This is a genomic window from Geobacter sp. (assembly GCF_030834625.1).
Classification (GTDB): domain Bacteria; phylum Desulfobacterota; class Desulfuromonadia; order Geobacterales; family Geobacteraceae; genus Geobacter.
In genome coordinates, this window is sequence record NZ_JAUQXO010000062.1 from 17437 (window position 1) to 40979 (window position 23543).

Below are 23543 nucleotides of genomic sequence, written 5' to 3' on the forward strand. Positions count from 1 at the left end.
TTGAAGAAAGTGCATGGCACGTAGTTACAGTATCGGCTCTTTTGCCCGACGCTTTAGCTCTTTTATGGTCTCCCCGTAATCTTTGCTCCCGAATACGGCGCTCCCGGCCACGAAGACGTCGGCCCCCGCATGGGCAATCCGGTCGATGTTGTCGATCTTCACGCCGCCATCCACCTCCAGTTCCGCCTCGCACCCCCGCCGGTCAAGCATGGCCCGCAGGGCATGGATTTTCGGCAGGCAGGCCTCGATGAACGACTGCCCCCCGAAGCCCGGGTTCACGGTCATGAGGAGGACCAGGTCCAGCTCGTCGATGACGTATTCCAGGGACGAGAGGGGGGTGGCCGGGTTCAGGGAAACCCCTGCCCTTTTACCCAGGGATTTGATGAGCTGGATGGTCCGGTGGAGGTGAACGGATGCCTCGGCGTGGACCACGATGATATCGGCGCCGGCCTTGGCAAAGTCGGGGATGTAGCGGTCGGCGTTCTCGATCATGAGGTGGACGTCGAGGGGGAGATCGGTCACCTTCCGGACCGCCTCCACCACCAGGGGGCCGATGGTGATGTTGGGAACGAAGTGGCCGTCCATGACGTCCACGTGAATATAGTCGGCCCCGGCGGCGGCCACGGCCCGAACTTCGTCGCCAAGACGGGAGAAATCGGCGGACAGTATTGATGGGGCGATCTTCTTCATTGCATCCTCCACAAACTAGAGCTTTCTCAGCCGGGCGGCGAAAAAGCCGTCCATGCCGTGCCGGTGGGGCCAGCTCCGAAATAGCCCCCGAGGGGTGAAAAGTCCTGCAAATCCGGGGGAGATGGCATTCAAGTTTTCTAACACAAAATCTTCATGCCGGGAAAGGAAATCATCGACGACATTCTCGTTTTCCGCCACCATAGTCGAGCAGGTGGAGTAGAGGAGAACCCCGCCGGACCGAAGCCTCGGGGCGAGGGCGCCGAGGATGGTTCGCTGGGTCTCGACGAGGCGGGCCACATCCTCCGGCGTCTTCCACCATTTCCCTTCGGGGTTGCGCCGGATGACGCCGAGCCCCGAGCAGGGAGCATCGAGGAGGATCCGGTCAAAGGGGGGGCCGTCTGGCACCCCGCCGGGCTTCGCCGCGTCGCCGGCAACGGTCCGGATGATGCCGATGCCGAGCCGGGTCGCCGCCTCGGTCACGAGCCGAAGCTTTTTTGCCGAGATGTCGCAGGCGGAGACCTCGCCCCGGTTTTCCATGAGCTGGGCCAGGTAGGTGGCCTTGCCGCCCGGGGCGGCGCAGGCGTCAAGAACCCGCTCGCCGGGCCGGGGGGCCAGGAAAAAGGCCGCCAGCTGCGACGATTCGTCCTGCACGGTGAAACGTCCCTCAGCAAAGCCGGGAAGCGCCGGGACGACGACCCGGGAGAGGATGCGCAGCCCATGGGGCGCCCAGGTGGTCGGCTCGGCGGCGACCCCGGAAGCGGCAAGCTCCTCCCTGAAGGCTTCGCGGGTGGTCTTCAGGCTGTTGACCCGGATGGTCAGGGGGGCCGGCTCTGCCATGGCAGCGGCAAGCTCCTCCGCTCCAGCCACATCGAGTTGTTCGATCCACCGCTCCACGAGCCAGCGGGGATGGGAGTGGCGGGCCGCGATGTACGCGGCCGGGTCTCGCTCCCGATCGGGCCAGGGGAGGGCTTCCCGCTCCCGGTCGGCCCGGCGCAGCACGGCATTCACGAACCCCGCGGCCCGGGGCGCCAGGGCCTTGGCGAGGTTCACCGATTCGTTCACCGCGGCCGAGGCCGGAATCCGATCGAGGAAGAAGAGCTGGTAGAGCCCGAGGCGAAGGATGACGAGAACCGCCCGCTCGAGCTTTCCGCTCCGGCTGGCGGCAAAGGCATCCACCAGAAAGTCGAGGGAACCCTGGCGGCGAAGCACCCCGTAGACCAGTTCGGTGAGGAGCCCCCGGTCGGGCCCCGCAAGGGTACCCTGGGAGAGCTCCCGGTCCAGGAGCTGCTCGGCAAAGGCATGGTCGCGTTCGACCCGCAGGAGGATATCGAGCGCCGTTCGGCGCGGGTTGGCTCTGGTCACGGATAATCCTTTTATGCTGAACTTGTTATAAGTATAGTGATTCCTGCCCGAAAGCTCAAGAAACCAGCAAAACCGGCGCGCTGCTTGACTTGGCCGGCGGGTGAGCTACCCTTTTGACTGCGCCGGTCGGCCCCGTTGCCGGGCGTACGTGCAGATGTTATGGAGAAGTGAGTGATCGACGATCTGGCCATAGCCATAGGGATAGCGGCTCTCATTGCCCTCTCGCTCTATTCGGCGGGACACGCCCTGATCATGAAGCGCGACCCCCGTTCCTCCCTGGGGTGGATCGTCGCCTGCCTCACCATTCCCCTCTTGGGCCCCCTTTTTTACTGGGGCATGGGGGTCAACCGGATTTTCCGCCGGGCCCGCACGTGGCTTGAAAGCGGCCGGCGTCTGGCCGACCCCGAGTTGTTCAAATCGACCCTCGACAAGAACACCGCCACGTCACTCCCCCCCGGCGCCGAGTACCTGAGCGAACTCCGCCGTCTGGCCGACCGGGTAGTGAGCACCCCCCTCGTGACGGGAAACCGGTTCATCCCCCTCAAAAACGGCGAAGAGGCCTATCCCGTCATGCTTGAAGCCATCGCCGGCGCTCACCGGTCGATCCACCTCTCCACCTACATCTTCGACTCCGACGGCGCGGGGCGTCGCTTCATCAAGGCCCTGGCCGATGCCGCGGCGCGCGGGGTTGACGTGCGGGTCATCATTGACGGCCTCGGCGAAAAGTATTCCTTCCCCCGTGCCCGGACCCTCATGGAGGGTACCGGGATCCATGTCGCCCGCTTCCTGCCGCTGAGGCAGGGTATCTACATGAATCTGCGCAACCACCGGAAGATGGTGATCATCGACGGGGAACGGGCATTCACGGGGGGGATGAACATCGGGGACCGCCACCTCGTGGAACGACCGGATTCCACGGTGGTGAAGGACTTGCACTTTGCCGTGGAAGGGCCGGTGGTGGGGGAGCTCCAGCAGATTTTCCTGGAAGACTGGTACTTCGTTGCCGGAGAACTTCTGGACAACAGGCACCACTTCCCCCCCATCCCCCCCACGGGGCATGCCATCGCGCGGGCCGTCGGCGACGGCCCCGACAAGGAGTTCCGCAAGCTCTTTCTGATCATTATGGGGGCACTCTCATGCGCCACCCGGCAGGTGCAGATCATGACCCCCTATTTCATCCCCGACCGGGCCCTGGTGGCAGCCCTTGTCACCACGGCCCTGCGCGGAGTGGAGGTGACTCTCATCCTCCCCGAGAAGAACAATCTACCCTTTGTCCACTGGGCCTCCCGATCCTACCTCTGGGAGATCCTTCAGCAGGGGATACGGGTCTTCTACCAGCCCCCCCCCTTCGTCCACACAAAGCTCTTCATCGTGGACGGGATCTGGAGCCTCATAGGGTCCGCAAACCTGGATCCCCGCAGCCTCCGCCTCAATTTCGAGCTGAACGTGGAGGTCTACGACCGGGAGTTCGCCGGGACCCTGACGAAGCATGTGGCCGGCGTGCTGGCTCAATCCCGGGAGGTTTCCCTCGCCCAGATGGACAGCCGCCCCCTGCCGGAAAAGCTGCGGGACGGGGTGGCAAAGCTCTTTTCCCCCTATTTGTAGCCCCATGAAAAGGCCCGCTTGCGCGGGCCATGGTCACTTGCGGAATTTCTCGATGCCGACCAGCGCCCGGTCGAGGGCATCGCGGCAATGGGCCTCGATGGTCCAGGCGGCCCCGGGGGCGTAGCGCTCCATGAGGGAAAAGAAGAGGTCGAAGTCAATGTCCGCCTCCCCCAGCGGCAGGTGGTCGTCCCGCTTCCCGAAGTTGTCGTGGATGTGGGTTTCAGCCACGAAACAACCCAGCTCGGCAAACCACTCCTCCATCCCCACCGTGTGAAACAGGTTCCAGTGCCCCACGTCGAAGCAGTGCCTCAACCGGGGATGGTTGATCTCCTCCAGGAGCGCCTTCAGCGTTGACGGCTCCTCCTCGAAGATATTCTCCACCGCGATGGTGGTGCCGATGGCCTCGGTCAGCTCCAGCACCCGGCGCCAGGCAACGATGCTGTGGGCAAGCCACTTGTCCTGGCTCTCACCGTAGCGCCACTTGTCGTACCCCGGATGGAAGACGATGACGTCGGGCCTGAGGATATCGGCCGCATCCAGCACCTGTCCGAAGCGGTGCATGGTCGCCTCCCGGATGAGGCGTTCCACCGACCCGGGGTTCAGGTCCAGGAACGGCGCATGGAAGGTGCAGCGGAGCCCCGCCTCCCCCAGCTGCCCGGCGATGGCGCCGAGCTCCTCGGGAACGATGGTGTCGAGGATGTCACCGGAAAAAAATATCTCCGGGTTGATCCGGCGGGAGGTTATGGTCGGCAGGTTCGCCACCAGCATCGGGTACGGCACGTGGGCATAGACGTTGTTACGCATGGTCGGGGTGCTCTTTTCGGTGTTTTTTGATGATCGTATCGGCGCAGGAGTCGCAGGCGACCAGTTGCTCCAGTTTCGCGATTGCCACCGGCTCGCCGAGAACGATGAGGGTATCGAGTGTCTCGATTTTCGTATGGGGATTGGGATTGAAAACCATCTTCCCCGAGGCCTTCTTGATGCCGACAATGATGACGCCGGTCTCCTTGCGGAAGCCTGCAGTGACCAGGTTCTCGCCGACAAAGGCCGACTTTTCGGGAATCAGGATCTCCTCCATCTGGAGATCCAGGTGCTCCCGACCTGTGGCGATCTCGATGAAATCCACCACGTTGGGGCGAAGGATCGCCTGGGCCATTCGGCTCCCTCCGATGAGATATGGCGAAACCACCTTGTTGGCCCCGGCCCGCTTCAGCTTGATCTCCGACCCCTCCTCGCCGGAGCGGGCCAGGATGTAGAGGTCGGGGTTGAGCCCCCGGGCCGTGAGGGTAATGTAGACGTTCTCCGTATCGGAGGTGACCACCGAGATGAGTCCCTTGGCCCGCTTTATGCCGGCCCGCAAGAGCGTCTCGTCCTCGGTGGCGTCGCCCCGGATGTGCAGGTACTCCTCGTGGTGCAGTTTCTCATGGACCTCGGGATGCTTCTCGATCACCAGAAACGGAATCGGTTTGGCCGCGAATTCCCTGCAGATGAGGGCGCCGATCCGGCCAAAGCCGCAGATGATGTAGTGGTCCCGCAGGGCCTCGATCTTTCGTTCCACCTTCTTCCTCCCGATGATCCGCTGGATCTGCCCCTCGAACATGATCTGGGCGAGGCTGCCGACGATGTAGCCGAGAACGCTCACCCCGAAGACAATGAGCCCAATGGTGAAAAGTTTCCCCGCGTTCCCCAGGTCGTGGACCTCCTTGAAGCCCACCGTGCCGAGGGTGATGATGGTCATGTAGAGGGCGTCAAGGAACACCCATCCCTCGATGACCATGTAGCCGGCCGTCCCGGCCGACACGAGGAGCGCCAGGATGAGTATGGAAATTTTAAAATGACGTACGGGATCCATGGCCTCTCTTCCTCGCTCAAGATACTATCGGAACACCTCCCTTGGCAAGTGCGTAACTGGTCAGGGAGGCGCGCTTTTCTTTTTTTGGTCACCAGTAACTCCTGCTTGACAATTTATGTATACTGTATACAATAAGCCAGTCCCGCCGCCGGAGTGATTTCAATGAAAAAACCGATGGAAAAGCACCTGACCCTCAGGGAGAAGATACTCGAAACCATCCGCGACGCCATCATGACCGGCGCCCTCAGACCAGGGGAGAAAGTTGCCGAACCCGACCTGGCCGAGCGCTTCGGCATCAGCCGCACGCCGATCCGCGAGGCATTCCGCCAGCTTGAATCGGAAGGATACCTCACCGTCATTCCCCGCAAGGGTGCGGTGGTCACCTCCTTCTCCCCCCGGGATGTGGAGGAGTTCTACGCCATAAAGAGCATCCTTGAAGGGTACGCAGCCCGCCGGGCCTGCGAAAAGCTCTCCGTAAAGGATATCGAGCGGCTCCGCACCATCAACGATCGGCTCCGGCACATGGCCGACGACGGCGACATAAAACACTTCTTCCGTATCCATAACGACTTCCACGAACTCTTCCTCAAGGCAGCCGACAACGAAAAGCTTTACGAACTGATCACGAACCTCGTGCGCAAGTTCCAGCGTCTGCGCTACGCCTCCCTGAGCCTCCCCGGCCGGATGAAAATCTCGGTGCAGGAGCACGACAAGATCATCGAAGCCTTCCTCAAGCGGGACGCCGACAAGGCCGAAACCCTCGTCCGGAAAAACGCCGAATACGGCGGCAAGGTTCTCATGCAGGACGACGGGGCTCCACCTCTCAAGCCGGCGGAACGGGCAGCCGCCCTCCATCTCGACCTCTAGCCATCTCTTCTCCCTGTCCCCTGGCGGCCTTGACAGGCTAGCACCAATCTGGTACTGAGGTTCTCTGGTTCCACAACTTCCCACCTCCCCAGACAGAGGACTTCCCTGTGACGCTCTTCGCGCGGATTCCCAAGGTTGACAGAATTCTCGAATGGGACGGAATCAAGGCCCTCCTCGGTCTTCATCCCCGCCCGACCGTTCTCAATGCGGTCAGGACCGTTCTCGACTCCATCCGCTCCTCCGCCCGCAGTGGTCTTTTCCGGGAGGAGGAGTTGCACGAAAGTTCGATTACGGCCAGGATTGAGAGTGAAGTTGCCCGGGCAACCGCCTTTAGCCTGCTGCGCGTGGTCAACGGGACCGGCGTCGTGATCCATACGAACCTGGGGCGCTCCCCCTTGTCGAAGCTGGTGAAACCGCTCCTCGACGAGATCGCCTTCGGTTATTCCAATCTCGAATTCGATCTGGAAAAGGGAGAGCGGGGGAGCCGCTACAGTCACGTGGAGCAGCTTCTCTGCGAACTGACCGGCGCCGAGGCGGCGCTTGTGGTGAACAACAACGCCGCCGCCGTGCTCCTCGCCCTGTCGGCCCTGGCAGCCGGAAAAGAGGTCATCGTCTCCCGGGGAGAGCTCGTGGAGATCGGCGGTTCCTTCCGCATCCCCGACGTGATGAGTCAGGGTGGCGCCATCCTCCGGGAGGTGGGGACCACCAACCGGACCCACCCCCGGGACTACCGCCAGGCAATCACGCCGGAAACGGCACTTCTCCTCAAAGTCCATTCCAGCAACTTTGTCGTAATCGGCTTCACCGCCGAGGTATCCGCCACAGAGCTCGTAGCCATAGGCAGAGAGCATTCCGTTCCGGTCATGGCCGACATCGGCAGCGGCTGCCTCCTGGACCTCTCCCGGTTCGGAATCCGCGGCGAGCCTACGGTGCAGGAGTTCGTCCAGGCGGGCATAGACATCATCACCTTCAGCGGCGACAAGCTCCTCGGCGGTCCCCAGGCAGGGATCATCGTCGGTCGGAAGGAGTGCGTCGCCCCCCTCAAACGACATCCACTGCTACGGGCCCTGCGGATCGACAAACTGACCCTGGCCTCCCTGGAAGGGACGCTCCGTCTCTACCGGGACGAGCGGCAGGCCCTGGCCGAAATTCCGACCCTGCGGATGCTTACCGCGTCGGCCGACGAGCTGGCGGCCCGGGCAAGAAGCATCGCACGGCGCGTCCGCCGGGCATCCCCCCCGGCCATCAGGCTCACCCTTACCAATGGCATCTCCCAGGTGGGAGGAGGCGCCTACCCCCTCCTCGAACTGGCGACGACCCTCATGGCAGTGGAGGCCGACGGTATCTCTTCCCAGGAGATTGAAATCCGGCTCCGGGGGATGGATGTCCCGGTCACCGGCCGCATCCACAAGGGACGCTTCCTCCTTGACGTCCGCACCCTTCTGGATGACGATATCCCGTTCATAGCCGCCGCCCTCCGGAGTCTGGCCGACTGAGTCCCCCCACAGTCATGGGGTGACTTTTGACTGGCCTTTTGCCTATCCTTTTGTATAATCGGATAATTCCGGCCGGCTGCTCCCCGGGGCACACCGGCCCGTCACGAGGTTGACACATGGCAGTATTCGCCCTGATTCCGGCGGCCGGCATGGGCAAACGGATGGAAGCCTCCATCAACAAACAGTATCTGCTCCTCGACGGGATGCCGATCCTTGCCCGCACCCTGGAAGTTTTCGAACGATCCCCCCTGGTGGACGGCATCTTCGTCGTGATTCCCGCGGACGAGATCCCCTTCTGCCGTGAGCAGGTGGTGAAGCGACACGGCTTCACGAAAGTGCGGAGCATCGTGGCCGGTGGGGCCGAGCGGCAGCAGTCGGTCCTGAACGGCCTGCGAGCCATGGAGGGAACGGCGGGGGAAGACGACGTGGTTCTCATCCACGACGGGGTCCGCCCCTTTGTCACGGAAGATATCCTCAGCCGGGCAACCGCCGTGGCCCGGGAAAACGACGGAGCCCTGGTGGCTGTGCCGGCCAAGGACACGGTCAAGATGGTGGAGAACGGCATTATCACCGCAACTCCGCCACGGGAGACACTCTGGCTCGCCCAGACCCCTCAGGCTTTCCGCTATGGCATCATCCGGGCAGCCCACGAAGTGGCCGACGCCGAGCGGTTTCTTGGCACCGACGACGCCATGCTGGTGGAGCGCCTGGGGCGTCAGGTCCGGATCGTCGTGGGGGACTACCGCAACATCAAGATCACGACGCCGGAGGACATGGTTCTGGCTGAAGCTTTTTTGAAGGAGAGGCAGCAATGAGAATCGGACACGGCTACGACGTCCATTGCCTCGTGGAAGGGCGAAAACTGATCCTCGGCGGGGTGGATGTTCCCCACGAGCGGGGGCTTCTGGGCCACTCGGACGCCGACGTCCTCCTCCACGCCATTGCCGACGCCATCCTCGGCGCCCTGGCCCTCGGCGACATCGGCAAGCATTTCCCTGACACTGATCCCCAGTACAAGGGGGCCGACAGCCGCAAACTCCTGCGCCACGTGATCGCGCTGGCGGGGCAGCAGGGGTACGCCCTCTGCAACGTGGACGCCACCATCGTGGCCCAACGCCCCAAACTGGCCCCCTTCATCCCGGCGATGCGCGCAAACATCGCCGAGGACCTCGACTCTGATATGGATCGGGTCAACGTCAAGGCCACCACCACTGAACAGCTCGGCTTCGCCGGCCGGGGCGAGGGGATCGCCGCCTACGCGGTGGTGCTCATGGAGCGGAAGTAGCGCCCTCCAGAAATCACGTCCAAAGGATCGAGTTCATGTCTACCGAAACGCATCAAGCCGCCAACTTCCTCCGAACCATCGTCCAGGAGGACCTGAAGAGCGGCAAGCACGAAACCATCGTCACCCGCTTCCCGCCGGAGCCCAACGGCTATCTCCACATCGGCCACGCCAAGTCGATCTGCCTCAATTTCGGCCTAGCAAAGGAATTCGGCGGCCGCTGCCACCTGCGTTTCGACGACACGAACCCGGTGAAAGAGGAAACCGAGTATATCGAGTCCATCAAGGAGAGCGTCCGCTGGCTCGGCTTCTCATGGGGGTCCCACCTCTACTACGCCTCGGAATACTTCGAGCAGCTCTACCAGTGGGCAGAGTACCTGGTCCAGCAGGGGAAGGCCTACGTGGACGACCTCGCGGCCGACGAGATCCGCACCCACCGCGGCACCCTGACCGAACCGGGAAAGGAGAGCCCCTACCGCGGCCGCTCCGCGGATGAGAACCTGGACCTCTTCCGCCGGATGCGGGCCGGCGAGTTCCCCGACGGCGCCAAGGTGCTCCGGGCAAAGATCGACATGGCTTCCCCCAACATGAACCTCCGGGACCCGGTCATGTACCGGATCATTCACGCTCCCCACCCCCATGTAGGGGACGCCTGGCGCATCTACCCCATGTACGACTACGCCCACGGCCAGTCGGACGCCATCGAAGGCGTCACCCACTCCATCTGCACCCTGGAGTTCGAGGACCACAAACCCCTCTACGAATGGTTCCTGGACAACCTGCCGGTGCCTCAACGCCCCCGCCAGTACGAGTTCGCGCGCCTGAACCTCACCTACGCGGTCATGAGCAAGCGCAAGCTCCTTCAGCTGGTGAAGGACGGCGATGTCTCCGGCTGGGACGACCCCCGCATGCCGACCATCATGGGAATCAGGCGGCGGGGATACACCCCCGAGGCGGTCCGGAGCTTCTGCGATACCATCGGCGTGGGGCGCAGCGACAGCTGGATCGACATGAGCATCCTGGAGGAGAGCGTCCGCCAGGACCTGAACGAACGGGCTCCCCGGGTCATGGCAGTGCTGAGACCTTTGCGGCTTGTTATCGAGAACTATCCGGAAGTGGAATCGGAGGAGCTTTCCATCCCGTACCATCCCCAGAAGCCGGAGCTCGGCGCCCGGTTGGTCCCCTTCTGCCGGGAACTCTTCATCGAACGGGACGACTTCATGGAAGAGCCCCCCAAGGGGTTTAAGCGCCTCTCCCCGGGGGAGGAAATCCGGTTGCGGGGGGCCTATATCCTGAGATGCGTCGGCGTGGAGAAGGGTGTCGACGGCACCGTCACCACGGTCCGCTGCACCTACGACCCGGAAACCCGCAGTGGACTGCCGGGATCCGAGCGGAAGGTTAAGGGAGTCATCCACTGGGTGTCGGCCCGTCACAGTGTGGCGGCGGAGGTGCGCCTCTACGACCGGCTCTTCACCGACCCCAACCCCGCCGGCGACAACTGGAAGGAGCACCTCAACCCGGCATCGGTGGAAGTGTTGCACGATTGCCGGCTGGAGCCGTCCCTGGCTGCGGCCCAGGCCGAGGACCGCTTCCAGTTCGAGCGGCAGGGGTATTTCTGTGTTGATCTGAAGGATTCACGCCCCGGGGCACCGGTCTTCAACCGGACGGCGACCCTGCGGGATTCATGGACCAAGAAATAATCTGAAGAGGGAGTACATGACACTGCGCGTTTACAACACGCTTTCCGGAACAAAGGAAGAATTCACTCCCCTCGTGCCGGGTAAGGTCTCCATGTACGTCTGCGGCGTGACGGTCTACGACCACTGCCACATCGGGCACGCCCGGGCCAACGTGGTCTTCGACATGATCTACCGGTACCTGTGCCACGCGGGGTATGAGGTGACCTACGTCCGCAATTACACGGACGTGGACGATAAGATCATCAACCGGGCCAACCAGGAGGGGGTTCCCTTCAACGTCATCTCCGAGCGGTTCATCGCCGAATTCGACCGTGACATGGCGGCCCTGGGGCTCGCTCTTCCCACCCACCAGCCCAAGGCGACGGAGCACATCGCCGAGATGATCGCAGTCATCAGCTGCCTCATCGAGAAGGGTTACGCCTACGCGGCGGACGGCGACGTCTATTTCTGCGTGGAGGAGTTCGCCCCCTATCTCAAGCTCTCCAAGCGCAACCTGGACGAGATGCAGGCCGGCGCCCGGATCGAGGTGGGGGAGAAGAAGCGCCACCCCATGGATTTCGCCCTCTGGAAGGGGTCCAAGCCGGGCGAGCCCTTCTGGGAATCCCCCTGGGGGAAGGGACGCCCGGGCTGGCACATCGAGTGCTCTGCCATGAGCATGAAATACCTGGGAGAGACCTTCGATATCCACGGCGGCGGCAAGGATCTGGTCTTCCCGCACCACGAAAACGAGATCGCCCAGTCCGAAGCGGCCAACGGCAAGCCTTTCGCCCACTACTGGATCCACAACGGCTTCGTGAACATCAACGCCGAGAAGATGAGCAAATCTCTGGGGAACTTCTTCACCATCAAGGAGGTCCTGGAGAAGTACGACGCCGAGGTGCTCCGTTTCTTCCTCCTGTCGGCCCACTACCGCTCCCCCATCGACTTCTCCGACCAGAACCTGCGGGAGGCGGAGACAGGACTTGAGCGGATATACTCGACCCTGGCGGGGATCGACGAGGAACTGGCAAAGGGAGCAGCCGGAACGTCCGGACAGCCCGAAGAGGAACTGGCCGGAAAGACCGCCGCCTTGGCCGATCGCTTCCGCGAAGCCATGGACGACGACTTCAACACTGCCCAGGCCCTGGGCTTCGTCTTCGATCTGGTGCGCTCGGCAAACCGGGTGCTTGCGGAAGGGAGAGGGGATAATCGGGCGCTCCTGACCGAGGCCAGGGACCGGATCCGGGAGGTGGGAACGGTGCTCGGCATCTTGACATCCGGGCCCCGTGCGTTTGCGGAGCGGCTCAAGAGCCGCAAGGCGGCGGAACTCCCCATATCTCCAGAGGAGATCGGGCGGCTGATCGAGGAACGGATCGCGGCCCGGGCTGCCCGGGACTTCCGCCGCGCCGACGAGATCCGGGATACCCTTGCTGAACAAGGGATCATGCTTCTGGATTCCCCCCAGGGGACCACGTGGAAGGTAAAGTAAAAAAAGGTTGTCACGGGGGGCTCACTATCCGTGACAACCTTGGCACAATCATCCTGATAAGAAAAAAGGGTCGCTTTTCGCGACCCTTTTATTATGCAGCCTTCTGCTGGGCGGGTTGATCCTTCTGCTCCAGCTGGACGGCAAAAATCGCCATCGCTTCCCGCATGATGTCGGAGACGCTCTTGTGGGTGGCTTCCATGATCTGCAGGAGCCGATCACGCTCCTCGTCGCTGATCCTCATGGAGATGACGTTGTAGCGCGGATTTTCTCTCATTCTGCCCATGGTTAGTTATCCTCCGTGTATAGTGTTTTCGGTAACGTTCGATCGTTCGTGATTACACTATTGCCATATGTGTGCCAAATCATCCGGAGTGATACCATCCTCGTAACAGCCTAAAATCACTATTTTTTAAAACGTTGGTTTGTTTTAATCAATTTTTTTGTATACACTGTTGTGTCGCGGTTGGCACAGAGTTGGCCAAAAGTGCACACCTTGATTATGCCATACCATCCTGGCTCGGCCGCAGGTCCCGTTCCTTGAGGTGGTATTTGTCAAGAAGACGGTAAAAGGTCCGGCGGGGGATGTTCGCCAGCTTTGCCGCCCTTGTGACATTACCGTTGGCCTCTGCCAGGTAGCGCTGGATAAGTTTCTTCTCCAGCTTGACCACATGCTGCTCCCGCTCGGCCCGAAACGAGGCGCGCGTATCGAGACTCATGGCCGCACCCTCCTCAAGGCTCTCGGAGAGGGCATGGGGAAAATTTTCGATCCGGATCACGCCGTCATGGGTGAGAACGGCGGCCCGCTCGATGACATTCTGCATCTCCCGGATGTTGCCGGGCCAGGGATACTTCGTAAGGGCCTTGACGGCACGGTCCTCGATGCCGACCATCCGCTTGTTCAGCTTGGTGCTCGCCTTGTCCATGAAGTGGTGAACCAGGATGGGAATCGACTCGACGCGGCTTCGCAGGGGAGGCATGGTGATGGTGAAGACATTGAGGCGGTAGTAGAGATCCTCCCGGAACCACCCTTCCCGGACCCCCAGTTCCAGGTTCTTGTTGGTGGCGGCGATGAGGCGCACATCCACCCTTTTCGCTGCCGTGCCCCCCACGGGACGCACCTCCCCCATATCGAGGACCCGCAGCAGCTCAGCCTGGAGCTTGGGGGTGATGTCGCCGATCTCGTCCAGAAAGATCGTCCCGCCGTCGGCCGCTTCGAAGAGCCCCTTCTTGTCGGCGATGGCGCCGGTGAAGGCCCCGCGCTTGTGGCCGAAGAGTTCGCTTTCAAGGAGCGAATCGGTGATAGTGGTGCAGTTGACCGTCACCAGCGGTTTGTCGTTGCGCTTGCTGTAGCGGTGGATAGCCCGGGCGGTGAGTTCCTTGCCGGTCCCCGACTCCCCCCGGATGAGGACCGTGGTGGGGGTGGGGCCCACCTGCTTGATGAGGCCGAGCACCTCCAGGGTCTTGCGGTCGCTGCCGACAATGAACTCGTCGCCGTACTCCCGTTCCAGCTCCCGGCGGGCCAGCTCGTACTTCTGGATGAGACGCCCCCGGTCCTCCTCCAGTTGCTGAAGGGTGTAGGGAAGACACATCTCGATCTCCGCGAGGCCTTGGAAGACCGCCACCGCATACTCTCGGCAGGTCCGGTAGCCACAGGCGCGGCAGTTCAGTTCGTCCTTCACGGTGAACTTGTTGGTAGCGTTGAGAATCTTCCGGACATCATTCGCCTTGGGGGTTTCCAGTTTCGCGTACTTGCTGGTAAAGCTCCGGCCGAAGGGGACGTCGTGGAGCTCCGCCTGGCTGTTGGGGGCGGTCCGACAGGGAACCTCCTGCTTGAAGTGGGTTATCACCCGGTTGCGGCGGTAAAACTCCGTAAGTGCCCGATTTCTGCCGGGGCCGCCGATACAACCGTCGTAGCAGAAGCGCAGGTCCGCGATCCGGGGGGAAATCCGTCCGGAGGCAAGGTCGCTGATGATTCCCATCACGTTCACCTCGCCACAGGCCGTGACGATCTCGGTATCAAGGGGATCGAAGGAGATGCCGAAGGCCCGGAACGTCCCGTCGGCAATGGGAAAGAGCCTGCCGCGACCGGGCCGTGCACCATTCAGGGGTTCATCGGCAAGGGCGGGAAGGGCTATCTGGCGGCTCCGGAAGATTCCCTCCAGCTCCCGATAGGTCAGGACGATATCGATGGCGCCGCGGGTCTCCTTGATCTGCGTCTCGAGCTTGGCGGCGATACAGGAACTGATATAGACGACTCGCACGTGGTGCCCCAGGATTCCCTTGAGGTGCCGCCCCATGGCCACCATGGGCGAAACCACCGGAACGAGATTCCCGATGAGCTTCGGATAGTGACGCTCGATGAGATCGACGATGGCGGGACAGTGAGATGAGATGTGGGGCCGGTCCCTTTCTGTCGTGGCCCGTGCATAGTCGCCGGCGATCAGCTCGGCTCCGTAGGCCCCTTCGTGAACCTCTGCAAATCCGAGCTTCTTGAGTCCGGCCACCAGTTGGCCGGGGGTAACATTATGGAAGAAGGCGGGAAAGGAGGAACCAAGGACGGCAATGACCTCTTCCCCCGAGGAGAGGAGTTTCTCGGTCACCCCCACCTTGTCGGCTACCATCTTCGCCTGCTGGGGACAATTGCTGAGACAGTTACCGCACCCGATACAGCGGTCAAAGATGATCTCCGTGTAACTCTTGTCCACCTTGATTGCCTTGACCGGACAACTCCGGACACAGCAGTAGCATTTTCGGCACTTCTCCTTCACCGTAACGATCGGTTCCATGGTTCTCCCGTTTCAGTCTCATAGGGCCGGATGGCCGTAACGGCCTATCATATACCAGACCGTACATGTGTGCAACAAATGACACACCCCGACACCAGCGTGCCATAAGCGACACGGCGCCGGGCAAAAAAACACCCTAGCGACTAGGAGGGAAAGTCGACTAGGGCATAATGAGGGTCTTTCGACCCTCGCAATTCTTTCATTCATATTATAGCGTGCTGCCGCCATCTCTGCAAGTAAAAATATTTTCTAACCAATTAATATACAACGTTTTTTCATGTCTGCCCCAAGGCGCGCCGACCGGCGCTTCGGGGCTCTGGGTCAATTGCCACCCTTGGCGGACTGTGGTATAACCTGATCAGACTCCGCCGGTTTCCCGGTAAATTCCCCTAAGGAGCCCCCCATGGACCTGACCCTCGACGAACACAGACTTATTGCCGAATTTCGCCGCCTGAGCCCCGCCGGGAAACAGGAGGTTTTCGACGTTGTGGCCCTCCTGCAGAAGCGGCAGGGCGGAGACGCGACGGTCGGCGATGCCCCCTCCCAGAACAGTTGCGCCCTCGACCAAAAAGAGGAGCGGCCCGAGGCAGCCAAGGAGCCGATCTTCACCGAATAGCGTCATGATCTCGTAAACCGCAGAGCAACGGAGCGCCGGATTTTTGATCGGGGGGGCACCGTTGCTCTGTCTTTTTTCCGGAGAGCATATGTCCATGCGTTTATCGATTCGAGTCCTCGCGTGCCTGTTTATCCTGCTCACTGTCCCTGTTGCCGCGTTTTCGGCTACACGGACAGTCGCAAAGCCGTTGCTGCCCCCCCTGGGAAAACTTCCCAGCGGGGTGCGGTGGTACGGCATCTACCTGGGGGGCGAGCGGACCGGATTCTCGAAGATCACCACCGCCGAGACGGCGGACGGCTACGAGCTCACCGTCGAGGCCAGCGTCAGGATGGTGGTGATGGGCTTCTCCCGGGAGGCGTCGTCTCAGGAACGGTACCAGGTTAACCGTGATCTCTCGCTCAGGTCGTTTCAGGTGGAAGAGGTGCTGGATGGCACCCCCATGAAGCTTGCCGGCTCAGTGACTCCCAAGGGGGTAAAGGTGAGCGTAACGTCCGGCGGGACCACCAGAGACAAACTTCTCAAGGTAAAGGAGGCGATTTATCCTCAGCCGGCCCTCAACTACTACCCCCTCGTAAAGGGTGCGATTCCGGGAGGGCGTCACCGCATCCAGATGCTCGACGTGGAGGCGATCAAGGTTAAGGAGATTGCCATCACCGTTACGGGAGCGGAAACTCTGCCGGACGGTACCCGTACCATCAGGCTAAAAAACGATCTCTATCCGATGGTCGACAATGATGTCTGGGTTGATCTGGAGGGGAACACGTTGAAGGAGTCGGTGCGGGACGGCCTCGTGGAGACCCTGGCCGAGGATGAGGGGAGTGCCCGGCGCTTCATCGCCGATGCTGCACTCTCCCGCCGGGATCTTATCCTTGACTTCAGCCTGGTGCGGGTGGAGCCGCCTCTGGCAAACGCTACGGACCTCACCTGTCTTGTGCTTGAGGTCGGGGGTATCCCGACCGCCATGCCGCTGGTGCAGGGTGGGGGGCAGAGTGCCACACGCACCGACGACGGAAGGGTTCTTTTTACCGTGGAACCGGGGAATTCGGGTGCGTCCCGTGCGGAGGAGGTCGCAGGCGAGCGTTTTCTGGTACCCACCGACCGACTTCCGGTGGATAATCCCGAGATCCGTGGGCGAGTTGAGAGCATCGTGGGCGACGAGACAGTCCCCCGAAAGCGGGTGGAACGTCTCGTCCGATGGGTTGCCGGCTACGTGGAGGATACAGTCACCGACAGCCCGTCACCCCTTGATACCCTCAAGAGTCGGAAGGGAAACTGTCAGTCCCATGCCCGCCTCTATACGACCCTTGCCCGGGCTGCGGGGATACCGACCCGGTTTGTCTCAGGGCTTGTCTACCTTGAGGGGAAAGGGTTCGTTTACCACAGCTGGGCCGAAAGCATTGTGGATGGGGAGTGGCTGCAGGTGGACCCGACCTTCGGCCAGGTCCCCGTCGACGCCACCCACGTGAAGCTTGTGGAAGGGGAGAGCCCCGACGAGCTGGCGGCCATCGCCGGGGTGGTGGGAAAGATTAGGGCCCGGGTGGTAGAGGCGAAGTGATCAGAACATAAAATAACGCCGAGCAACAGAGGAACCAGTTAACCCTACTGACTTTCTCAGTTTTTGTTCAGTTGCTCCGTGTTTCAAATGTATTACCTGAACTCCGCTTCGTAACGCATGACGATGGCGGCAATCTCCCGCTTCACCGCCGCCTTCACCGGCCCCACGGCCACGAGGTTGAGCCGTTGCGGGGCGAACAGCTCCCGGGCCGTGGCCATGACCGCCGCCGGGTCGACGACCGCGGCCTCGGCCTGGTCCTCCTCGATGCTCCGGACCATCGCCATCAGCTCACCCCATCCATAGCGCACCTGCATGTCGAAGGTGGAGTCCCTGCTGTAGTCCAGATCGAAGAAATATCCCTGCCGCACACGCCCCAACTCGTCGTCCCCCACGGGCTCCGTTGCCAGGCGCAGCGTCTCGCGAAGGACCTCCGTCACCGCCACGGCCAGGTTCTCCGGGGCCGTGGAAAGCTCTATGGCAAAGCAGCCGGTGTCATCGTAGGCGGCCAGCTGGGCGTCCACCGAGTAGACGATGCCGAGCCGCTCCCGCAGGTTCAGGTGAAGCCGTGAGCAGCCGCCCCCCGTGAGGATCCGCCGGATGAGCCGTGCCGCCGCCAGCCGCCCGTCCTCCCGCGGGAAGCTCCGGAAGGCGATCTGGAGGTCCACCTGGCTGTCGGCGTCCTTGACGAAAAGGGAGAGGGGAGCCGCCTGGCTCTCGGAGACCGGCTCCTGGACGGGCGCCGGCGGGCCGGCCCAGGACGTGAAGGCCCTGCCGGCCGCGGCGAAGACCTCCTCCGTGGAAACCCGCCCGGCCGCCACCACGACGGCGTTTTCCGGCACGTAGTGCCGGGCCAGATGCCTCCGGAGGTCCTCATCGGTGAAGCCGGCGATGGTGTCGAGGTAGCCGATGGTCGGCATGCCGATGGGGTGACCGGGCCAAAGGAGCCGGCTCGCCAGGTTGTCGGGGTTGATCTCTTCCCCTTGCTCATTGATGTCCTCCAGGGCCTCCTCGGTGATGATCTTCTTCTCGATCTCGATCCCCGAGAGAACCGGGGAGAGGAGCATGACCGACAGGAGCCTCAGCCCCTCGGCCACGTGGTCGGGGTGGACCCGGGTGTAATAGCAGGTGGTCTCGGCGTCGGTGGCGGCGTTGATGCAGCCACCGATGGCCTCGAAATCGGCCTCCAGTTCACGGCTCGTGGGGTGCTCGGCAGTACCGCGGAAGAGCATGTGCTCCAGGAAGTGGGCGAGCCCCGCCTTCTCGCGGCTGTCGTGGCGGCCGCCGACCCGGAGGTAGACGGCAATCTCCGCCGAGTTGAGGTGGGGCATCTCCACAGAAACCACGCGAAGGCCGTTGGGAAGGGTTGTCAGGTGGGGGGTGATTGTGGTCATGGGGCGTCCGCGCTGATGGTCCGGATGGCGTCGAAGACGACGGCGTCGTACTTGTCCTGGGAGAGGGCCTGGGCCACGGGGGGGATTTTCAGGAGCGACTTCACGAGGCCGAAGCGCATGTCCCGGGGGAGGATGTCGATGTAGCGCACCAGGTTCTCCTCCTGCTCCGCACCCAGCCGCGGGTCGGCGGACAATGTTGCCACGATGTCCCCCATGGTGACCGCCTGCAGGTCGTCCCGCTGGGCCTCCAGGCGTTCTCGCACCCCATCCCAGCCGTTGAGGACTTCGGCGGCGGTGACGGGGCGGCGGGTGTTTTCGGCGCACCAGCGCAGAAAGGCGATGGCCGCCTCCTTCCCGACGATGCCGGCGTAGATTTCCATCTCCAGATCTTTCGGGAAGCGGCAACTCTTGCGAAGGATGCTCACCATCTCCCACCCCCGCTCGGTGGGCTCGGCATCCATCTCCAGGGGGCTCCCCTGGCTGGCGAGAAACAGGGAGTTGGCGGCCAGAAACTGGCGCACGCCGGTGTCCAGGTCCCGGGCCGCGGCATAGCCGGCCCAGCAGTGGTAGTCGGTTTCCACGTAGATCATCACCATCCGGTCGATGAGGGCCCGGTCCAGGGTCGCCACCTGATAGGTGCCGTCAGGGGGGTTGATGGTCACCACCACCTTGTGTCGGGGGTGGAGGGTGTGGGTGTGGAGCGCCCGGCGCATCCCCTCGGCCGGCGGTTCCACGAACTGGAAGATGGCCTGGAGGGTGTCTTCCTGCTGGGCCCGGTTCAACTCGTCACAGTGGACGACCGTCTCCGGCTCGCCGTCGGTTGGCCACCAGCAGGGGCGGGACCAGTGCATCACCTCTTCGTCCCGGTACGGAATGCCGACGAGATCCCCCACCTCCATCTGGCCGAGGCGCAGCGGCACATAGCGGCGGTCCAGCTCCCGGCAGAGCTGGATGATCCCGGCGGTTTTCCCGACGCCCCGGTGTCCCACCACGCAGGGGGTGAGGTCAGTCTTCGTCAGGATCTCCCGCAGGACATTCTTCATCTGTTCGACGTTCATGGCGTGCGTAACACCTCGTGAGCATTTACTTCAACATGGAAGCATAGCATTGTTGCGACCGCCAGGTCCATACTGACGTGTGCGGCGGCAGGGGAACGTCCTTGACACACCCCGGGCAAAGTGCTATAAACGCCCTCCCTTTCGGGGGAAAATTGCGAGGTGGAAGATGATAGTCAGGAAGCGGTCAGCAGGAGATAACGTCGAAGCAAAATGCACCCGGTGCCGGACGGTGCTGAACCACACCATCGTGGCGATGGTGGGGGAGCGGATTGTCCGGGTCCAGTGCAACACCTGCGGCGGCCAGCACAACTACCACCCTCCCCAGGAAGAAAAGAAACCGGCCGAGCGGTCCGCCACAACGCGCTCCGCCGCGCCGCGGACCCCATCGGCGGGCCGCTCACGCAAGGAGCCGGTTCCCAAGGGTCCGTCGGAATGGGAACAGAGCATGGCGGGAGTCGACCCGGCCACAGCCACCCCCTATGCCATGGACCGGCCGTTCCGCACCGGCGAGATTGTCTCTCACCCCGTTTTCGGCATCGGCATCGTCATGACCGTCACCAAGCCGAACAAGGTGGAGATCCTCTTCAGGGACGGAGTAAAGCTTCTGCGCTGCGCCCTGTAACACCCCCGCCTCACCTCCCCTGCCCGACAACGTCCTACTGCGACTCCAATCCAGACTTGTGGAGAACCTTGTCCTCGTACATCCGCCGGTCAGCCCGCCGCCACGCCTCGCCCAAGGCGCCCGGCGCATCCGCCGTCGCCGCGCCAAGGGAGAGGCTTAACCGGAGATCCCCTTTCTCCCCGTTGCAGGCGGAGATGCTTCCTCGAATCCGCGCCAGGGCCTCCGCCGCGGCTATCTCGCCAGCCCCTTCGAGGATTGCGGCAAACTCGTCCCCACCGATCCGCGCCGTCACGTCCTCCGCCCGGAACGCCCCCAGAAGGGCCCGTGCCGCCATGAGGATGAGCCGGTCGCCGGTCTCGTGACCAAGGGTATCGTTCACCACCTTGAGGCTGTCAACATCAACCATGATGACGCTGACCGGAAAGCGCCTCCCCCGGTCGAGCCGCTCCATCTCCGCCTCGAAGAAGCGCCGGTTATAGAGTCCAGTCATGGCGTCACGGGTCGACAGGTGGACGAGCGTCTCCTCTTTATCGTGGAGCCGGTTCATGAGACTGTTGAAAGCGTCGGCCACGGTCTGGATCTCATCGCCGGAACTGATGAGGACGTTGCGGTAGGTGCCGGTTTCCTCGATCCCCTTGATCTGTTCCGTGAGGGAGAGCATCGGCAGGGTCACGTGGCGCATGAAGAGCCACATGACGAAGACGAGCAGAAGCCCTCCTGGAATGATTCCCAGCCAGACCGAGCGCTCGGTGGCGCGCACCGGCGCGTAGGCCTCCGCCACCGGGTAATCGGCGGCAAGCATCCATGGCACCGTGCCCAGCCGCTTTACCGTCGTAACGACGACTTCTCCGTTGGCGTTGACCGTCTCGCCGGAAACCGTCCCGCCGTCGGCGCCCCTGGCATAGATGTTCCGCACCCCCGACGGCAGACCGCGGTTCAGTATGCTTCCCCGATGGGGGTGCGTCATGATGGTTTCATCGGCGGTAAAGAGATAAAAGTATCCGGTGCGCCCCACCTTTGCGTCAGCCAGGGAGCCGAGGAAATTCTCCTTCATGAGGTCCATGCTGCCGCCGAGCAGTGCCACCAGAAGACCGTCGCGGCTGAAAATCGGGGCTGTGAACATGATGACCGGATGCCGGTGGGACTGCCGGGATATGTAGGGGGATGAAATGCACGGCCTGCCCGTTGCCACCGTCGAGCGGACGTACTCCCGGTCCGAAAAGTCCATTCCGGGTCGGGCGACTTCTCCGATGGTCCCGGCCAGAAGCTTCCCGTCGGCGGCAAAAAGGAACACTCCGTTGTCGAAAAGGGAGCCGAGGGCCGGCAGCGTATGCAGGAATTCCCGAGCCGCCCGCGGAGTTGCCAGGTGGGCGGCGGTGACGCTCTGTGCCGCCAAGATGAGGGCACCGTGGGAAACCTGGAGTTTATCGTCGAGTTCGTCGGCAATTCGAGACACGAGGGTGACCTGCTGGTCCCTGACGGCCCGCCCGAATTCATCACTGAGAAAGGAGAGGGTGACGTGGGCGGCCAGGGGGACGCAGGTGAAAATGATGAGCATCACGAAGATGGCAATTTTTGACTTGAGGCTGATCCTTCTCATGGGGGTACCTGTCTGACAATTCCAAACTCCTCTAATGTTTCGGCATTTTGTTGCATTCCTTGAGGGATTTAATGCATTGCGTGGCGAGCCCAAGGCCTTCCCATGTTTCCCCACTTAGTGATATGCTCTGCACATTTACCAGGGAGGCGATACCAATGGACACCCGCAACCGGGCCATGCTCTTCGAGGGGCTCGTGGTCGACATTGAACAGATGGAGGTACGGATCGGCGACAAGGGATGGCACACCTTCCAGGTGGTGCGCCATCCGGGGGGGGTGGGGGTGCTGCCGCTCCACGACGACGGCACGGTGACCCTCATCCGGCAACTGCGCCCCTCGGTGGATGCTACGCTGCTGGAAATCCCGGCCGGCCGGCTTGACCCGGGTGAGGAGCCGGCAGTCTGCGGCCTGCGGGAACTGGCCGAGGAGACGGGGCTCTCGGCGGCCCGGCTGGACCCCCTTGGGGTCATCCTCACCTCACCGGGGGTCTTCGACGAGGCGATCCATATCTACCTGGCCACCGATCTTGCCCAGGGGGAGGCCGATCCGGAGCATTATGAGGAGATCGAGGCCGTTCGGATGCCGCTGGACGAGGCCCTTGCAATGGCAACGGACGGACGGATCCGCGACAGTAAGACCATCATTGCCCTCTTCCGGGCGAAGGCGAGGCTCCCGTGATCCTCACCGCCCGGGCTGGACAGGGAGAAGCGGGGATGCGGCTCGATGACGGGGCGGTGCGACTCTTCCCGGAACTCTCCAAGACCCGCGTCCGCAAGATCATCGACTGGGGGGGATGCACCGTGGCCGGCGCCATGGTGCGGGTCGCCTCCCGCACCCTCCGGGCCGGGGAGGAGGTGGTTCTCGGCGTCATGGAGCCGGAGCGCTACCAGGAATTCACCTACTCCCGGGACGACCTCCTCCTGGAGGACGCCGACTACCTGGCGGTGAACAAGGCGGCCGGCCTCAACTGCCAGCGGACCCCCTACCAGCTCAAGGGAACCGTGGAGTATGCCGTGACCCTCTACCTGCGCGCCATCGGCAGCCAGGAGCCGGCCCGGGTGATCCACCGCCTCGACCGGGGGACCTCGGGGGTGATGATCTTCCCCAAGACGCGGCGGGCCGCTGCCCACATCTCCGCCGAGCTGAAAGAGGGGCGGGTGGAGAAGGTCTACTGGGCCATCGTGGCCGATGAACCGGCATCGGACCGGTGGGAGGTGGACGCTCCCATCGCCAAGGTCGGGAGCGCCCGCTACGGGGTGAGCACCCCCGGCCGGGACGCCCTGACCCGTTTCACGGTCATCGCCCGGGGCACCGGCGGATCCCTCCTGGAGGCCCGTCCCTTAACCGGCCGCACCCACCAGATCCGGGTGCATCTGGCCCACGGCGGGCTTCCCATCGTCGGCGACACCACCTACGGCGGCGAGGATGCACCGCGGATGATGCTCCACTGCCGGGCCATGTCCTTTACCGCCGGGGATGGGCGGCGGAGGATTTCAGCAGAAGCCCCCCTGGACGACGCGTTCCGCGAGGCCTGCGCCAGCCGGGGCATATCACTGACAGAGGGCTGATTCGTTCCGTCCAATGAAAAAAGGCG

The 23543-nt window shown here is 62.8% G+C and carries 21 protein-coding genes; 12 read left to right on the forward strand and 9 right to left on the reverse strand.

The window, feature by feature from the left end:
- Positions 1-24: 24 nt before the first annotated feature.
- Both rpe and rsmB read right to left on the reverse strand, forming a co-directional pair.
- A complete protein-coding gene (rpe, locus tag RCH91_RS14450) occupies positions 25-690 on the reverse strand; it encodes a ribulose-phosphate 3-epimerase (protein ID WP_306535675.1) in 666 nt (221 codons plus the stop codon).
- Between the two features lie 15 nt (positions 691-705).
- Positions 706-2052, reverse strand: coding sequence for a 16S rRNA (cytosine(967)-C(5))-methyltransferase RsmB (gene rsmB, locus RCH91_RS14455; RefSeq protein WP_306535676.1), 1347 nt, complete (start codon positions 2050-2052; stop codon positions 706-708).
- Between the two features lie 171 nt (positions 2053-2223).
- Here rsmB and cls point away from each other — a divergent pair, with 171 nt between their 5' ends.
- Positions 2224-3657 carry a cardiolipin synthase gene (cls, locus tag RCH91_RS14460; RefSeq protein WP_306535677.1) on the forward strand — a complete coding sequence of 478 codons (1434 nt, stop codon included), beginning with the start codon at positions 2224-2226 and terminating at the stop codon, positions 3655-3657.
- A 33-nt stretch (positions 3658-3690) separates the two neighbouring features.
- Here cls and RCH91_RS14465 read toward each other — a convergent pair whose 3' ends face one another.
- Complete coding sequence (locus RCH91_RS14465; RefSeq protein WP_306535678.1) at positions 3691-4461, reverse strand: sugar phosphate isomerase/epimerase; 771 nt, start codon at positions 4459-4461, stop codon at positions 3691-3693.
- The gene (locus RCH91_RS14470; protein WP_306535679.1) at positions 4454-5509 is read right to left on the reverse strand and encodes a TrkA family potassium uptake protein; all 1056 of its coding nucleotides are present in this window, start codon (positions 5507-5509) and stop codon (positions 4454-4456) included. Before RCH91_RS14470 ends, RCH91_RS14465 begins: the two co-directional genes overlap by 8 nt.
- 162 nt (positions 5510-5671) lie before the next feature.
- On the opposite strand from RCH91_RS14470, the gene RCH91_RS14475 reads away from it, so the two are divergent.
- From RCH91_RS14475 to cysS, 6 genes are all read left to right on the forward strand, one after another.
- Positions 5672-6376, forward strand: coding sequence for a GntR family transcriptional regulator (locus RCH91_RS14475; protein WP_306535680.1), 705 nt, complete (start codon positions 5672-5674; stop codon positions 6374-6376).
- A 107-nt stretch (positions 6377-6483) separates the two neighbouring features.
- The gene (selA, locus tag RCH91_RS14480) at positions 6484-7872 is read left to right on the forward strand and encodes an L-seryl-tRNA(Sec) selenium transferase (RefSeq protein ID WP_306535681.1); all 1389 of its coding nucleotides are present in this window, start codon (positions 6484-6486) and stop codon (positions 7870-7872) included.
- A gap of 116 nt (positions 7873-7988) precedes the next feature.
- Positions 7989-8687 carry a 2-C-methyl-D-erythritol 4-phosphate cytidylyltransferase gene (gene ispD, locus RCH91_RS14485; RefSeq protein WP_306535682.1) on the forward strand — a complete coding sequence of 233 codons (699 nt, stop codon included), beginning with the start codon at positions 7989-7991 and terminating at the stop codon, positions 8685-8687.
- A complete protein-coding gene (gene ispF / locus RCH91_RS14490) occupies positions 8684-9157 on the forward strand; it encodes a 2-C-methyl-D-erythritol 2,4-cyclodiphosphate synthase (protein WP_306535683.1) in 474 nt (157 codons plus the stop codon). Before ispD ends, ispF begins: the two co-directional genes overlap by 4 nt.
- 35 nt (positions 9158-9192) lie before the next feature.
- Positions 9193-10854 (forward strand): glutamine--tRNA ligase/YqeY domain fusion protein, encoded by a 1662-nt coding sequence (locus tag RCH91_RS14495; RefSeq protein ID WP_306535684.1) that lies wholly within the window; start codon positions 9193-9195, stop codon positions 10852-10854.
- A 16-nt stretch (positions 10855-10870) separates the two neighbouring features.
- On the forward strand, positions 10871-12322 hold the full coding sequence (gene cysS, locus RCH91_RS14500) for a cysteine--tRNA ligase (RefSeq protein ID WP_306535685.1): 1452 nt from the start codon (positions 10871-10873) through the stop codon (positions 12320-12322).
- 91 nt (positions 12323-12413) lie between these two features.
- On the opposite strand, the gene RCH91_RS14505 is transcribed toward cysS, so the two are convergent.
- Positions 12414-12605, reverse strand: a complete 192-nt coding sequence (locus tag RCH91_RS14505) for a ribbon-helix-helix protein, CopG family (RefSeq protein WP_306535686.1) — start codon at positions 12603-12605, stop codon at positions 12414-12416.
- Between the two features lie 214 nt (positions 12606-12819).
- The gene (locus RCH91_RS14510; protein WP_306535687.1) at positions 12820-15108 is read right to left on the reverse strand and encodes a sigma 54-interacting transcriptional regulator; all 2289 of its coding nucleotides are present in this window, start codon (positions 15106-15108) and stop codon (positions 12820-12822) included.
- Positions 15109-15511: 403 nt separating this feature from the next.
- On the opposite strand from RCH91_RS14510, the gene RCH91_RS14515 reads away from it, so the two are divergent.
- Both RCH91_RS14515 and RCH91_RS14520 read left to right on the forward strand, forming a co-directional pair.
- Positions 15512-15724 carry a hypothetical protein gene (locus tag RCH91_RS14515; RefSeq protein ID WP_306535688.1) on the forward strand — a complete coding sequence of 71 codons (213 nt, stop codon included), beginning with the start codon at positions 15512-15514 and terminating at the stop codon, positions 15722-15724.
- 94 nt (positions 15725-15818) lie between these two features.
- Positions 15819-17279 (forward strand): transglutaminase family protein, encoded by a 1461-nt coding sequence (locus RCH91_RS14520; protein WP_306535689.1) that lies wholly within the window; start codon positions 15819-15821, stop codon positions 17277-17279.
- A 92-nt stretch (positions 17280-17371) separates the two neighbouring features.
- On the opposite strand, the gene RCH91_RS14525 is transcribed toward RCH91_RS14520, so the two are convergent.
- Together RCH91_RS14525 and RCH91_RS14530 are read right to left on the reverse strand one after the other, a co-directional pair.
- A complete protein-coding gene (locus RCH91_RS14525) occupies positions 17372-18670 on the reverse strand; it encodes a pitrilysin family protein (RefSeq protein ID WP_306535690.1) in 1299 nt (432 codons plus the stop codon).
- Entirely contained in the window at positions 18667-19728 is a 1062-nt protein-coding gene (locus tag RCH91_RS14530; protein WP_306535691.1) for a hypothetical protein, read from the reverse strand. The genes RCH91_RS14525 and RCH91_RS14530 overlap by 4 nt, the downstream gene beginning before the upstream one ends.
- A 166-nt stretch (positions 19729-19894) precedes the next feature.
- Here RCH91_RS14530 and RCH91_RS14535 point away from each other — a divergent pair, with 166 nt between their 5' ends.
- Positions 19895-20350, forward strand: coding sequence for a hypothetical protein (locus RCH91_RS14535; protein ID WP_306535692.1), 456 nt, complete (start codon positions 19895-19897; stop codon positions 20348-20350).
- A gap of 34 nt (positions 20351-20384) precedes the next feature.
- On the opposite strand, the gene RCH91_RS14540 is transcribed toward RCH91_RS14535, so the two are convergent.
- Entirely contained in the window at positions 20385-21950 is a 1566-nt protein-coding gene (locus RCH91_RS14540) for a GGDEF domain-containing protein (RefSeq protein WP_306535693.1), read from the reverse strand.
- A gap of 155 nt (positions 21951-22105) precedes the next feature.
- Here RCH91_RS14540 and RCH91_RS14545 point away from each other — a divergent pair, with 155 nt between their 5' ends.
- Complete coding sequence (locus tag RCH91_RS14545) at positions 22106-22627, forward strand: NUDIX hydrolase (protein ID WP_306535694.1); 522 nt, start codon at positions 22106-22108, stop codon at positions 22625-22627.
- Entirely contained in the window at positions 22624-23517 is an 894-nt protein-coding gene (locus tag RCH91_RS14550; protein WP_306535695.1) for an RluA family pseudouridine synthase, read from the forward strand. Before RCH91_RS14545 ends, RCH91_RS14550 begins: the two co-directional genes overlap by 4 nt.
- Positions 23518-23543: the final 26 nt, after the last annotated feature.

Bases quoted from the DNA above. Each gene is read 5' to 3' on its own strand.
- cysS (WP_306535685.1), top strand. From the start codon at position 10,871: ATGACACTGCGCGTTTACAACACGCTTTCCGGAACAAAGGAAGAATTC.
- RCH91_RS14475 (WP_306535680.1), top strand. From the start codon at position 5,672: ATGAAAAAACCGATGGAAAAGCACCTGACCCTCAGGGAGAAGATACTC.
- RCH91_RS14530 (WP_306535691.1), bottom strand. From the start codon at position 19,728: ATGAACGTCGAACAGATGAAGAATGTCCTGCGGGAGATCCTGACGAAG.
- RCH91_RS14505 (WP_306535686.1), bottom strand. From the start codon at position 12,605: ATGGGCAGAATGAGAGAAAATCCGCGCTACAACGTCATCTCCATGAGG.
- RCH91_RS14520 (WP_306535689.1), top strand. From the start codon at position 15,819: ATGCGTTTATCGATTCGAGTCCTCGCGTGCCTGTTTATCCTGCTCACT.
- RCH91_RS14510 (WP_306535687.1), bottom strand. From the start codon at position 15,108: ATGGAACCGATCGTTACGGTGAAGGAGAAGTGCCGAAAATGCTACTGC.
- rpe (WP_306535675.1), bottom strand. From the start codon at position 690: ATGAAGAAGATCGCCCCATCAATACTGTCCGCCGATTTCTCCCGTCTT.
- ispF (WP_306535683.1), top strand. From the start codon at position 8,684: ATGAGAATCGGACACGGCTACGACGTCCATTGCCTCGTGGAAGGGCGA.
- RCH91_RS14515 (WP_306535688.1), top strand. From the start codon at position 15,512: ATGGACCTGACCCTCGACGAACACAGACTTATTGCCGAATTTCGCCGC.
- RCH91_RS14465 (WP_306535678.1), bottom strand. From the start codon at position 4,461: ATGCGTAACAACGTCTATGCCCACGTGCCGTACCCGATGCTGGTGGCG.
- RCH91_RS14545 (WP_306535694.1), top strand. From the start codon at position 22,106: ATGGACACCCGCAACCGGGCCATGCTCTTCGAGGGGCTCGTGGTCGAC.
- RCH91_RS14495 (WP_306535684.1), top strand. From the start codon at position 9,193: ATGTCTACCGAAACGCATCAAGCCGCCAACTTCCTCCGAACCATCGTC.
- RCH91_RS14540 (WP_306535693.1), bottom strand. From the start codon at position 21,950: ATGAGAAGGATCAGCCTCAAGTCAAAAATTGCCATCTTCGTGATGCTC.
- RCH91_RS14525 (WP_306535690.1), bottom strand. From the start codon at position 18,670: ATGACCACAATCACCCCCCACCTGACAACCCTTCCCAACGGCCTTCGC.
- RCH91_RS14470 (WP_306535679.1), bottom strand. From the start codon at position 5,509: ATGGATCCCGTACGTCATTTTAAAATTTCCATACTCATCCTGGCGCTC.
- ispD (WP_306535682.1), top strand. From the start codon at position 7,989: ATGGCAGTATTCGCCCTGATTCCGGCGGCCGGCATGGGCAAACGGATG.
- RCH91_RS14535 (WP_306535692.1), top strand. From the start codon at position 19,895: ATGATAGTCAGGAAGCGGTCAGCAGGAGATAACGTCGAAGCAAAATGC.